Origin of the sequence: Methylobacterium sp. J-068 (assembly GCF_022829445.1) — a bacterium.
Lineage (GTDB): Bacteria > Pseudomonadota > Alphaproteobacteria > Rhizobiales > Beijerinckiaceae > Methylobacterium.
On record NZ_JAKSXY010000070.1, the window covers coordinates 1 to 12,377 of the forward strand.

Sequence of the window (12,377 nt, forward strand, 5' to 3'; positions counted from 1 at the left end):
GGGCCAGCGACACGCGCCTGCCCACGGTGCGTTGATCTGCCCCCAGCAAGGGCGTTGGGACCAGGCACGGCCCGGGGCACCGGGAGGCGCACCGGACGGTGCGGCGGGACAGGAACGGGCAGGGGGGGCGGGACGGGCACCGCCACGGGCGCGGGGAGAGGCACCGGCGCGGGGGCGGGCACCGGAACGGGGGCAGGGCCGGGAACCGGGACGGGGGCAGGGGCAGGGGCAGGAGCAGGAGAAGGGGAAGGCACCGGGACAGCCACCGGGGAGGGGGCAGGGGCAGGGGCAGGGGCAGGGGCAGGGGCAGGTACCGGCACAACGGTCGGCCCAACGGGCAATGTCGGACCGACGCAGATCTTCGTGTTTAATGGAAACACTGCTGGAACGACGACTATATTCTGTCCGAAGCAGATTGCCGTCAACGGCGGCCGCGGCTTTGCGCAGTCGAGCGGCCTCTGCACGAACGGTGAGTCCGGCGCGTTCTCCGGCGCCGCGCTGGGAAGCCAGAGCCTCAGCGACTTGGCGCAGGGCAGCACGGAGATGACCACGCGGACAGTCTCGAATACGATTGTCGAGCGCCGCGAGCAGGAACAGCAGCGATGTCAGAATGGGCTGACCCGCGTGAACGGCGTCTGCCGATCGCTGGGTCGCGCACGCAATGAGACTGCGGCGGGCGAGGTTTTAAGCGTGGAAGCGCGTGTCCGCGAACGCATCGAACGGCGGGTTCGCCTCGAGTCCCGACCCGGCACGCGTCGGATAGAGGCGCGGGAGCCTCGCGGAACTGTAAGGAGATCCAATGTCGCGGTGCGCCAGACCGAACCGACGCGGACCGTCACCGAAGAACCGGCGATTCAGCCCGTCCTTCCCATCGTGCCGATTGATCCGCTGTTCCGCGTTGGAGCCTTCGCGCGCGGGTTCGGAGACTATGAGGAGCGGAGCGGACGCTCTACTTCGAGCCTCACGGCTGCCGTGGACGCAGTCGGTACCCCCTTCACAACGATCGCAAGCGTGCCGGTTGTTATCAATTCGAACAGCCGCTCGACGGTTACTGGAATGGTCGGCGGGATCGATTTCACGGCACGTGGGCTGCTGAGCCCCGATGACGGCCTGATCTTCGGTCCAATCGGAGGGTACGTTTTTGGAAACACGCGTATCACCAGCACCGTCAACAGCACGAATTCCGCGCTCGTAGGTAATGGGTCGAGCGTGGTAAATGCAACGTCGTCTGGTCCCTCGACAGGAGCGTTCGCGACCTATTTCTCAGGTCCGTTCTCTATGGATGTAATGTATAAGGTCGACCTTCTCAGCATGAGAGAAAACTTCGTCGACAATCAAGCCTACGGCGCCGGTATCGACCTTTTCGGTGGATCGTTCAATGTTCTTGCGCCGAGCTTTGCGACGATCACGGGCAGTGGCACGACTTCGCTGCGCGCGCACAACCTCGTGGGCAACCTCAACTACCGCTTCTCGGTGACCCAGCAGGTCTGGGTCGAGCCCACTCTGGGAACGCAGGTGCAATGGTCGGACTACGACAGCAGCGCCAGCCTGCTCGGATTGAAGAACGGACGGACGGTTCGGGTCCAATTGGGATCGCGGATCGGATTCGATACCGAGTATAACGGTATCCGCTTCACGCCAATCCTCACCGGCTTGGCCTACAACGACGTGGATGTGCGGGGCGGATTCGTGCCCTTCACGGATACCGGCGCCTTCGCGGCTTCGGCCGTTCCCCTGAGCGGCACGGGCGCCTCGGTTCTGGGCATCCGGCAGCAGGGGCTCTGGCGCGGCGTCGCTGCGGCGACCCTCATCGCCGATTTTGGAAACGGCTTCAGTTCCTTCATCCAGGCCGACGTTCGGGGCGGACAGAACCTATTCGGTGCGGGCGGACGAGGTGGCCTTCGCTACCAGTGGTAGCTCTTCTCCAGCGGTGCGATATACTAAAATTTAGTCGAGATCACCTTTGTACTGTTGTGCCAAAGCAGAATGACGACCTCCACGCCGCTTCGCGCGATTGTCCGCACGGGGCGGCGTCCGGTGCTAATACCGTGTCGGTGTTCCGTCAGTCAAAACGATGACGGCGTCTCGCTCGGATTTAAAGATTATCGACCCATGCGCCTCGTTTTGTGGAACGTAAGTGCTAATCGCTGGTGAAATTAAGTACTCTTCCCAATCGTAGGTGCGGTGTCATTTGTGCCTGCGCCTAAAAGTGCCTAACAGAACGGCACGGAGCGAGGCCTTCAGCGTTGGTTTGGCATGGCCAGACCGCTTCTTCCCGATGATCTCTGGGCTGAGATCGCTCCGCTCTTGCCGCCACCTCGGCCCCGTCCGAAGGGCGGGCGTCGTCCGATCGAGAACCGGGCCGCACGGACGGGCATCCTGTTGGTAGAACCGGGCCGCCCTGACGGGCATCCTGTTGGGTGCTGCGCTCGGGCCTGCCGTGGGAGATGCTGCCGGCCGAGATGGGCTCCGGCATGAGTTGCTGGCGTCGGCTGCGGGATTGGCAAGCGGCGGGCGTGTGGCGCCGCCTGCATCACGTTTTGCTGGAGCGTCTGCACGCGACGGGTGAGATCGATTGGAGCCGGGCTTGCCTGGACAGCGTATCTGTCGCGGCCAAAAAAGGGGGCCTGCCACCGGCCCGAACCCGACGGACCGCGGCAAGCCGGGCCAGAGCCGCCACCTCGTCACCGATGGGCGCGGCACCCCGCTCGGCTTCTGCCTGAGCGGGGCCAACCGGCACGACAGCATCATGATGGCGGCTACCCTCGATGCCATCCCGCCTCTGCGGAGTGGTCGACGAGGACGACCGCGGCGGCGTCTAGACAAGCTGCACGCCGACAAACCCTACGATGCCCGACCGCGTCTGCACGAATGCCGGGCGCGCGGGATCGTGCCGCGCATTGCTCGTCGTGGTGTCGAGAGCCGCGAGAAGCTCGGTCGCCACCGTTGGGTGGTCGAGCGTACCCGCGCTTGGTTCAACCAATTCCGCCGCCTGCCCGTCCGCTAAGAGCGACGCGCCGACATCTGCGAGGCCTCCACAAGCCTCGCGGCAGGTCTCATCACCCTCAACCAGATCAAACGATTCTGTTAGACGCTTCTAAAGTAAAAAGGCCCATCAAGTGCGGTATTATTTAGCAAGCTCACCTAGGCTAACGCTTATCGTTGGCGTAAGCTTGGTACCTGATACCGGACTTCTCCATATCTGGCGCGCCCCAACGATCCGCGCCGCTCACGCCGATCTCGCGGCCCTCGATCTCAGCGATGGCGATAGCGACGGCTGTCCAGAAGCGATCCCGGCGACCACGCGCCCCTTTTCGTGCTTCCTCTCGGGCAACGCTGTAGGCCAAGGGCCCGTAGGCTGCGATCAGGTCTGAAGCCTTCGCGCGCGCCTCGCGACGGAAGCGCCAAGGCATCAGTCGATCAGCGAGCCAATGAGGCAGGTTCAGCCTCATCCGCGCGGCGCCCGCCAGCCTGCCGCCTTCGCCTCGTCCTCCGAGCAGAACATGCGCTCGCCGGATTTCTCGCTGATCCGGGTCCGCTCGTAATCGCGCGAGCCCGGCACGTGGTACACCTTCTCACCCGAGCGAGAGATGTTGCCCTTGATCGCGCAGGCGCTGGTCGGCGCCTCGGCCGGCATCGCAGGAGCGGGGATCGGCCCATCCGGACCGCCGAGGGCTGCGAACCCCATCCGCATCGCCCGTTCGCCCTTGCGCCACTCCCCCGGCGCGGTGAACGCCCCCGCCCAGATCCCGCGCTTGGCCGTCTTCGCCTGGTCCTCGGCCATGACATAGTCTTCGGAGTAGCGGCGGTAGGCGATGGCATGGCCTTGGCCGACCATCCAGCCGTTCAGATCCTCGGTGCCCTTGCGGCACACCGCGACTGTGCGGCCGTAGCGGTCCATGTCGCGGGGCTCGCACGTCAGGGGCGATTCCCCGATCCGGTCGGCCAGCGCCAGGGCGGCGACCTGCCCGCAGCGGTAGTCCCTGCCGGCGACGTCCTTGCAGAGCTGCGCGCTCTCAGGCGCATCGACCCCGTGTAGGCGGATCTTCGTGTCACGGATGACGACGGTGTCGCCATCAGTGACACTGGCGCGCCCGACGATGGGCTCGCCCGCGATGGCGGGTCCAGCCAGAAGCACGTAGGTGGCGAGCGAAATTCGGATCAACGACGACACCCCTTCGTGCTCCTGCTGGTACTGCGAGAGTTGGGTTAGAGATCAGTTCTGACGAGGTACGCCATCTCGATCCGACTCCTCGAGGCTGGCGACCCCCAGCCTAATCCCGGCCATGAGTTCCTCCACGAAAGCCCTCACATTGGCAACGAGGGCAGGATCTCCACTGGCTTCAGCGGCATCCAGTAGAGCTGCGGCGTGCGTGCACATATCGCGCACCGCCTGAATTGGATCGGCGGCCGAGGAGGCAGTATCGCGGGTGGGCATCTAGGTACTCCCACGTCACGCGGCACGTCTCGTGGCCGGCGCCGACGCGTTGCGCGCTGCGATTGCTTCCATCCGCTGTACCGCCTCGGGTGAGGCTTCCCACAGCCCGACGAGCAGGTGGCCGCGCTCCGAATGTGACGAGGCAATCGGATCTGGCGACCAGCCGATCCTCCGGTAGATCCTTGTCATTCGGACGTCGTACAGGCCAACGATGTGCTGAATGCCAGATTGCAGGCAGAGTTGGCACAGGGCGATGAGCAGCTCGGACGACACCCGTCCCATCGCCTCGGGCCTGTCTTTCTCGTGCTGGGTGGGGTGGACGCAGAAGCGTGTGCATTCCCAGGCCGTAGGGCTCTGCACATCAACGGACTCGGCGAAGAACCCCGCGAATTCATGGCGGAGCATCGTGTCGCCCATGGTCGGCAGCAGCCGCAGCGAGCCTGTAGCGACGCCGTCCTCGGTGTGCGCCACAATGTAGACGGCGCTGCCGGTGCGGTCATACCGATCGACCTCGAGGCCGTCGGCAACGTTCACATCCCAGCCCAAGCGATCGTTGAAGATCGCAGCTCGCGCTCGGAACATCTGGTCGAACAGGCCCGGAAATGACTCGCGGTCGCCTTCGGTCAAAATTCTGATCACGTCGAAACTCTCCTTGTCAGAGTAGTCTCGACACGACAGCTAAAACAGCAATCTATCGATTTCGATAGGTTGAGAAGAATATGGCAAATCTACTAGGAATATGCCCACAAAATTCACAGATTAACATGTTATCAAACCTGTTGACGCAGCCTCGGCGATAGTCTGAATCAAAGTAGAGCACCGCATTTTGGTTCGCGCTGAAGATGTGTAGAGCCGAACGGCCGCTTCGGAAATTCCAAGATTATATGCAATATTCTTTGGTTTTTGTCCCTGTGCTAGGAGTTGAATACATTGCAACTCACGTGGCGATAAGCGAGGCGGCTCATCGGATCGCAACCCGCTTAGGTAAACGGCTCGATCGTGGAAGAAATGCGCCAGAGCGTGAAACTCGCGAAGGAGCTGAACGCGCGCCTTTTCCCACTCATAGTCGGACAGATTACAGGTCACCGTAAAGAGAGCCCGCTCGCCGCCCGGGCCATGAATCGGGATCGTCACGCCCTGCCGGCCGACACCGTAACTATCGGCTTCACGAAAGAGGCGGCGGGTAGAGCAAGAGCGACGATCGAGCGTTGCCCAATCCAGCGGTAGGAAGGCGCGAAGCCCCCCTTGCACTACGGGGTCGATCGAGAAGTAGTTTTCATCGAGATACCGCTTCACCCATCCCTCCTCATAGGAGAGCGCGAGGATCGGATGAGCTTGAGCGTGACCGCGGACGTGTGCCGCGTGGTAGACGAGATTGGCGACGCCATATGCCTCGCGCAATTCGAAGAGCAGGCTCTTCATGGCGTCGAGGCCTGCGGCCTTCGCCATCAGATCGAGCGCGTCGTCCAAACAGAAGCCATTTGCCATCGTAGGTTCTCCCTGAACCGACGATGCAAGCATCAGTTTTGCCATTTAGTTCAAGGTCGGCGCCCAACGTCGCTGCCCTGTAGGCTCAAGTGACGCCATTCGCGTCAGCGGCCTCCTCGCCGAACGCTATGGCTGTCTCAACCACCCTGCAGGCTCTCGGCGAAGTCCTCCGGGACCTCGCCGAACTGGCCCAGGATCGTCGCGACCTCCAGTTCGCCGGTTTCGTCGTCGGCCACCACCTTGATCACGGCCGTGCCCGGCATCCGGCCCGCCATGGCCTCGGCCTTCTTCAGGGCACCGCTCTCGGTCGGCGAGACCTCGCGGTCGCCCGGGACCAGGCGCTTCCGCTTGATCACGAACGTCTGCACCATGAACGTCGTCTTCATCGACATCGTCGTCTCCCCTGGGCCTCAAGCGACCGCGTGATCGTATCGAACCTCGGTGAAAGGCTTCGTCAGTACCACCCGGCCGTTCGCGTCGTAGACTTCGACGTGCCAGGCCGACCAATCGAACCGCGCGCCGTGGACCATCAGGTCGAGGGCGACGCGCTCGGCGTGCAGCCGCACGAGCGCGAGCGTCGGGATGCGCCGGCCCCGGAGATCGACGACGAGGTCGTATCCGTCCGTGCAGTGGAAGCGGTAAAGCCGCGTCGGCATTGGCGTTCTACCCCGCGCTCCACAGGCGTCCACCGCCGCATTCCCGACCTTGGCCGTTTCGATTGAACCGCATGCCTCGATCCGCTTTGTTCCTGTTATGTTCTAGCAGGAGATGGACCCGAGATGCACGCCCGTCCTTACGAACCCCCTGTGGGAATCAAGCTGTCCGAGGCGGAAGCAATCGCGCTCGCCTACCACCGGGCCGCAAGCGGAGACGCTTGGACTGCGCTCGTCCGGGCGATCGAGGATGCGCTCGCTGACCTCACCGAGGCCGAGCGGCGGTCGATGCGCCGGGATCGGCTCATCTCGCGGGGCTATGTCCGCGGTGCGGCGCCGGCCGGGGATCGGCAGTGACGATGCGGCGAGTCGCGAGCCTACCGAATCAGGGCACTAAAACGGTCCGCATCCCGATCCAGGGGGCGGCGCTCTGCGCCGGCTTCCCATCGCCGGCCGATGACTTCCTGGAGGGCGCACTCGAACTGCCGCGCTGGCTCGCGCCAAACCCGCCCGCGACCTTCGCCTGGAACATCTCGGGCGATTCCATGCGCGGGGCCGGCATCTTTGATCGGGATCTCGCCGTGGCCGATCGCAGCCTCAAGCCCGTCAATCGCAGCGTGGTGGTGGCGATCGTCGATGGGGCGATGAGTGTGAAGCGTCTGCACCTCGAAGACGGGCTGGCCCGGCTCGCCTTCGACAATCCCGACATGCCGGCCTTCGCCGTCGATGATTTTGCCGAGGGTGAGATCTGGGGCGTGATCCGCTTCTCGATCCGCTGGCACGTGGCGCGCGCCGGGCTGGTCCGATGAACCGCGCAATCGCGCTGATCGACGGCAATAGCTTCTACTGCTCCTGCGAGCGGGTGTTCGATCCCAAGCTCGCCCGCGTGCCGGTGATCGTCCTGTCCAACAACGATGGCTGTTCGATATCTCGCACCCCGGAGGCCAAGGCCCTCGGAATCAGGATGGGCGATCCCTGGTTCAAGATCCGCGAGCAGTGCCGGCGCGACGGCGTGCGGGTGTTCTCCTCGAACTACACCCTCTACGGCGACATGAGCGCACGCACGAACGCGGTCTACCGGGACTTCTCCCCGGCCGTGGAAATCTACTCCATCGACGAGAGCTTCCTCGACCTGTCCGACGTCCGCGACCGGGACCGAGTGACGCTCGCCCGGGATCTGCGCGCCACTGTGCGCGCCTGGACCGGCATCCCGACCTGCGTCGGCATCGGCCCGACGAAGACGCTGGCGAAGCTCGCGAATCATATCGCGAAGTCGATCCCCGATCTCGACGGCGTCTGCGACCTCACCGACCCGACGGCCTACGACCACTGGCTCTGCCGGATCTCGGTGGCCGAGGTCTGGGGCATCGGTCGGGCCTCGCTCGCCAAGCTGATGACGCTCGGCGTCGACACAGTCGCGGACCTGCGCGACCTCGACCCGCGCCCGGTGCGCAAGGCCATGACGGTGGTCGGAGAGCGCATCATCCACGAACTGCGCGGGCTGGCCTGCCTGCCGCTCGAACTGATGCCCGCCCAGCGCAAGGGCTGCGCGGTCACGCGCTCGTTCTCCCGCCGCATCACGGACCGGGAGACCTTGGAGGAGGCGGTGGCGGCCCATGCGACGCGACTGGGCGAGAAGCTGCGGCGCGGCGGGCTTGGCACCACGCACGTCACGGTCTTCTACCACACGTCCGAGCACGACCGCGGCGACCCGATGCGCTCGGTCTCAACGACCGTCACACTGCCGGAGGCCACGAACGACACGCTGTCCCTGATCAAAGCGGCGCAGGCCGGCGTGGCGCGCACCTGGCGCGAGGCGCTCGGCGACCGGCCCTGGCGCTACAGCAAGGCGGGTGTGGTCACGACCGACCTGATGCTTCTCGACGACGCGCCGCGGGCACTGATCGGACAACTCGACCGCGAACGCAGCGCGCCGCTGATGGCCGCGATGGACGCCTGCAACGCGCGCTTCGGCCAGGGCACCGTCGTGCCGGCACGCGCTGGGCTTACCGAGAGGCGGACCTGGTCGACGAAGTTCGAGATGCGCAGCCCGCGCTACACCACGCAGGTCAGCGAGTTGCCCACCGCACACGCATAGGATGCGGCTTGAAACGAACTTCTACTTCCGACCCCGGGCGGCCATTCAGCCCAAAACCCTTCTCACCTCTTGGAAGGTCAGCTTCGGGGCAGTTTGGTGAAGGATAACCCACGTCAGGGGTGGATGGAGACCGGTCGCTGACCGACACACCCACTCTTCATGAGTTGGACGTTAGGGAGTCTTCTCGGGCTTCTGCATCGCATGCGCGAGGGCCACGGGCTCGCCGGGTACCGGTGCTCTAACTTCGTCCAGGGCTCGCGCGTTGGTTCTCGCGTTCCGCAGAAACGACATCGCCTTCGCTCGGTCTTGCGGCTCCTCTAGAGCGAACCACAGGCTCAGCAATTCGAGGGTCTCACTCAATTGGTGTTGGCTTTGACCATAGAAGACTTCCGTTGAGCAACCGAGTGATTCCGCAAGACGATCAAGTAAATTGTTTGCCTTATCGTGCTGAACGCGTATCGGAGCGCTGGTAGACATGGAGCCTCTATAATATCAGGCGCGATATGTAAATGTTTTACTTAACATTCTTGTAGAAAATTTACATGCCGCGTTGCTTTCTTCACCGTTGAGATCATATTTAGATAAGGACGCCGGAGAAACATAGTCGATTGCGATGACGATGACGGACGAAATGGTCGCACTCGCCGAGGTGTGCCTTGAGGCAAACGAGATCGTGCAGGCGCATGGCACACCCGAGATGAAGAGCCTCCTGCACCTGCTATTGTTGGAAATTGGCCAAGAGATCGCGCGTCGCCAAGCCGAGACCAAGACGAAGCTCGACGACAGCTAATAACGGCGGCTCCATGCCGGCGTCTGTGCAAATTTGTCTTGGCTAGTTGGAGATCCGCTCCCGACTGGGGAGAACGTCCGCTTCAGGGCTAAGGGCAAGGGTTCGCTCCCAGCCCATTTTGGAAAGCCAGGAAGAAGGCGACCTATGTTCCGAGGTGCTGACGGCCTACGCTTAATGGGTCACGGCTTCTCCGGCCGCGCCAGCAGGCTCGCGGTGCGAACGGCCGCCCGCTTCAAGTTCTCGGTCGCATCCTTCGTGCGGACCGTGACCGACGCCCATTCGTGCGCCCGAACCGCAGCGGCAAGATCTAGGCGGTACTCGTCCCCGATAACGAACGGGCTCGGCGTTGGGTCTGTCATGAAGGCGGCGATTGCGGCGACCACGTCCTCCTCAATCACGGCCTTGGCCTTGTAGGTTTCCGTCAGCACAGCCGAAGCTATGCCACCGCGGAAATCGCCTCGTGCGCTTCATTCTTCGATGAAACGAGGCTGTCAGGCAGGGTGCGGTAATCGAAGCGCCCATTCGCGCTCTTGGCCGACGCCAAAAGCCCCACGCCCTGTACCGCGTCTCGTCCGCCTGCTTTCCATCGGTCGCGGATCGAGGAGGGCGAGAAGTCGAAGCTTTTGGCCGCGAGTTCGTCCGCGCCTGCCTGGTAGACGAGGTGGAGCAGCGTCACCGTCGGTCCGGTGGGATCGAGCCTGTCCCGCAGTTCGTACTCGCGTTTCAGGCCCGCAATCGCCCGGCGCGGCGCGCTGGCGAAGATAAGGTCGTTCGCTCGTTCGAGCACGGCGTCCAGGGACGCGGGACGCGGCGCCTTCAGACTGAACAGGTCCGAGGCGATGCAGAGGAGATCCCTTTCCGGTTCGAATGCGAAGATTGGGTCGAGGGGAAGGTTGTTGGTGTAGCCGGCATCGCACAGGACGCGTCCGCCGATCTCGACAGGCGGGAAGGCGGGCAGGATAGCCGTGCTGGCGAGGATATGCTCCGGCCGGACCTCCTCGCGGGACGTGTCGAAGTAGACCTCCTCGCCGGTCTCGATGTCGACGCAGCCGACCGTCAGGCGGGTGTCGCCCCGGTTCAGTCGCTCGAAGTCGACGAGGCGCTCCAGGGTTCGCAGAAGGGGAGCGTTGTCGAAGAGCGCTACATCGTTCGGCACCCATGGCAGGGCCGACCACAGCCCAGGCAGGCGATGGCCGAAGATGTTCGGGCGCCCCCAGGCAAGCGTCATGAGGGCATGCAGGCCGTTGTAGACCTGGCGTGGCTTAAGCAGCCCCGTCGGGTCCGGACCCGTCTTTTGGGTGGCTTCGTCCCAGAACATGCGGAGCTTGGCAACCCTATCCTCGGGCACGTTGCCCGCGACGATAGCGGCCGTCACCGCACCCATCGAGGCACCCACCACCCAGTCGGGTCGAAGCCCATGGCCGTGCAGCGCCTCGTAGACTCCGGCGTGATAAGCGCCGACAGCGTTGCCGCCGGCGAAGACGAAGGCGAGATTGCGCGATTTTCCGGACATGCCTACTTTCGGCTCATGGTGACTTGCCGGTGTAAAGACCCACCGCCGTGTTCGATGATTTCTTAGGCCGTAGCAGGCCAGGGGGGGAGGGGGGGAGCTCCTACGCGAACAGTGCGTGGGCTACCCCTACCGGTCCCCGGCGCGTGTCGGCGTCAACCGTGCGGCCTGAACACGACCTTCGTGCAGTTGTCCTTCTTGTCTCGGAACATGTCGTACAGCGCCGGGCCATCCTCCAGGTTCGTGGACCGATGGCTGATGATAAAGGACGGGTCGATGTCGCCGTTCTGGATGCGCTCCATCAGCGGCTTCATATAACGCACCATGTGGGTCTGGCCGGTCTTCAGGGTCAGGCCTTTGTTCATCAGAACGCCAAGTGCGACGGGACCGACCGGCCCCGCGAAGACTCCTGGCATCGAGACGTTCCCGCCCGGACGGCAGGCTAGGATCGCCTGGTTCAGGGCGAAGGGCCGTTCCAGGCTGACTGTGTGCTCCATGATGGCGGACGACACCTTCTGCAGGGTGGTGTCGGCTCCGTGGGACTCCATACCGACCGCCTCGATGACCGAGTCCGGACCCAGGCCGTGGGTCATCTCCATCAGCGTTTCCTGGATGTTTTCGGTGGCCAGATTGATCGTCTCGGCGCCAGCCTGCCGCGCGAGAGCGAGGCGCTCCGGCACGCTGTCGATGGCGATGACGCGCTTGGCGCCCAGCATCAGGCAGCACTTGACCGCGAGTACGCCGACCGGGCCGCAGCCCCAGATCGCCACGGTGTCTTCCGGACCAATTTCGCAGTGCTCGGCAGCCTGGTAGGCCGTCGGGAAGATGTCGCTCAGAAACAGCACCTGCTCGTCGGTGAGACCCTCGGGCACGACGATGGGTCCGACGTCGGCATAGGGCACCCGCAGGTACTCTGCCTGGCCGCCGGCATAACCACCCGTAATGTGTGAGAAACCGAACAGGCCGGCGAGCGGATAGCCGTAGGTCTCGGCCTGGAGCTTGCCGTTCGGGTTGGTCCGCTCGCAGCAGCTCCAGTTGCCCCATTTGCACTGCCGACACTCGCCGCAGCAGATGGTGAAGGGCACCACGATGCGGTCGCCGACCTTGAGCCTTTGGTTGTCCCGACCGACCTCGATGACCTCACCCATGGTCTCATGACCGAGGACGTCGCCACACTCCATCGTGGGCATGAAGCCGCCCATGAGGTGAAGGTCGGAGCCACAGATCGCGCAGGCGGTCACCTTGATGATGGCGTCACGACCATGCTCGATCTTCGGGTCCGGAACGGTCTCGCAGGAGATCTTGCCCCGGCTCTGCCATGTAAGTGCTTTCATTTCGGGTCTCCTCCGAGGTGTGTCGGCGTGGCCGGGATCGATTCCGGCGTTGGAGGGATTTCGGGG

At 63.9% G+C, this 12,377-nt stretch carries 14 protein-coding genes and 1 pseudogene; 6 read left to right on the forward strand and 9 right to left on the reverse strand.

Annotation, left to right across the window (positions count from 1 at the left end):
• Window positions 1-363 precede the first annotated feature (363 nt).
• Both MKK54_RS10210 and MKK54_RS10215 read left to right on the forward strand, forming a co-directional pair.
• Window positions 364-1,917, forward strand: coding sequence for a hypothetical protein (locus tag MKK54_RS10210; protein WP_244010682.1), 1,554 nt, complete (start codon window positions 364-366; stop codon window positions 1,915-1,917).
• A gap of 339 nt (window positions 1,918-2,256) precedes the next feature.
• A pseudogene (locus MKK54_RS10215) lies at window positions 2,257-3,091 on the forward strand (IS5 family transposase).
• Window positions 3,092-3,149: 58 nt separating this feature from the next.
• Here the strand turns inward: MKK54_RS10215 and MKK54_RS10220 are convergent.
• From MKK54_RS10220 to MKK54_RS10245, 6 genes are all read right to left on the reverse strand, one after another.
• Window positions 3,150-3,452 carry a hypothetical protein gene (locus MKK54_RS10220; protein ID WP_244010683.1) on the reverse strand — a complete coding sequence of 101 codons (303 nt, stop codon included), beginning with the start codon at window positions 3,450-3,452 and terminating at the stop codon, window positions 3,150-3,152.
• Window positions 3,449-4,174, reverse strand: a complete 726-nt coding sequence (locus MKK54_RS10225; protein ID WP_244010684.1) for a thermonuclease family protein — start codon at window positions 4,172-4,174, stop codon at window positions 3,449-3,451. The genes MKK54_RS10220 and MKK54_RS10225 overlap by 4 nt, the downstream gene beginning before the upstream one ends.
• Before the next feature lie 279 nt (window positions 4,175-4,453).
• Window positions 4,454-5,077 carry an acyl-homoserine-lactone synthase gene (locus MKK54_RS10230; protein ID WP_244010685.1) on the reverse strand — a complete coding sequence of 208 codons (624 nt, stop codon included), beginning with the start codon at window positions 5,075-5,077 and terminating at the stop codon, window positions 4,454-4,456.
• Window positions 5,078-5,197: 120 nt separating this feature from the next.
• On the reverse strand, window positions 5,198-5,926 hold the full coding sequence (locus MKK54_RS10235; protein WP_244010686.1) for a helix-turn-helix transcriptional regulator: 729 nt from the start codon (window positions 5,924-5,926) through the stop codon (window positions 5,198-5,200).
• Window positions 5,927-6,063: 137 nt separating this feature from the next.
• A complete protein-coding gene (locus MKK54_RS10240; RefSeq protein ID WP_244010687.1) occupies window positions 6,064-6,318 on the reverse strand; it encodes a hypothetical protein in 255 nt (84 codons plus the stop codon).
• A gap of 18 nt (window positions 6,319-6,336) precedes the next feature.
• Window positions 6,337-6,582, reverse strand: a complete 246-nt coding sequence (locus MKK54_RS10245; protein ID WP_244010688.1) for a DUF6894 family protein — start codon at window positions 6,580-6,582, stop codon at window positions 6,337-6,339.
• Window positions 6,583-6,705: 123 nt separating this feature from the next.
• Between MKK54_RS10245 and MKK54_RS10250 the strand changes: the two genes are divergently transcribed.
• From MKK54_RS10250 to MKK54_RS10265, 4 genes are all read left to right on the forward strand, one after another.
• The gene (locus MKK54_RS10250) at window positions 6,706-6,936 is read left to right on the forward strand and encodes a hypothetical protein (protein WP_244010689.1); all 231 of its coding nucleotides are present in this window, start codon (window positions 6,706-6,708) and stop codon (window positions 6,934-6,936) included.
• Window positions 6,937-6,938: 2 nt separating this feature from the next.
• Window positions 6,939-7,388 carry a LexA family protein gene (locus tag MKK54_RS10255; protein WP_244010690.1) on the forward strand — a complete coding sequence of 150 codons (450 nt, stop codon included), beginning with the start codon at window positions 6,939-6,941 and terminating at the stop codon, window positions 7,386-7,388.
• Window positions 7,385-8,677 (forward strand): Y-family DNA polymerase, encoded by a 1,293-nt coding sequence (locus tag MKK54_RS10260; protein WP_244010691.1) that lies wholly within the window; start codon window positions 7,385-7,387, stop codon window positions 8,675-8,677. The genes MKK54_RS10255 and MKK54_RS10260 overlap by 4 nt, the downstream gene beginning before the upstream one ends.
• 613 nt (window positions 8,678-9,290) lie before the next feature.
• On the forward strand, window positions 9,291-9,467 hold the full coding sequence (locus tag MKK54_RS10265; protein WP_244010692.1) for a hypothetical protein: 177 nt from the start codon (window positions 9,291-9,293) through the stop codon (window positions 9,465-9,467).
• Between the two features lie 179 nt (window positions 9,468-9,646).
• Here MKK54_RS10265 and MKK54_RS10270 read toward each other — a convergent pair whose 3' ends face one another.
• The 3 genes from MKK54_RS10270 to MKK54_RS10280 form a co-directional block, all read right to left on the reverse strand.
• Window positions 9,647-9,895 carry a hypothetical protein gene (locus MKK54_RS10270; RefSeq protein ID WP_244010693.1) on the reverse strand — a complete coding sequence of 83 codons (249 nt, stop codon included), beginning with the start codon at window positions 9,893-9,895 and terminating at the stop codon, window positions 9,647-9,649.
• An 8-nt stretch (window positions 9,896-9,903) separates the two neighbouring features.
• Complete coding sequence (locus tag MKK54_RS10275) at window positions 9,904-10,980, reverse strand: patatin-like phospholipase family protein (RefSeq protein WP_244010694.1); 1,077 nt, start codon at window positions 10,978-10,980, stop codon at window positions 9,904-9,906.
• A gap of 152 nt (window positions 10,981-11,132) precedes the next feature.
• A complete protein-coding gene (locus MKK54_RS10280; protein WP_244010695.1) occupies window positions 11,133-12,311 on the reverse strand; it encodes a zinc-dependent alcohol dehydrogenase in 1,179 nt (392 codons plus the stop codon).
• Window positions 12,312-12,377 lie beyond the last annotated feature (66 nt).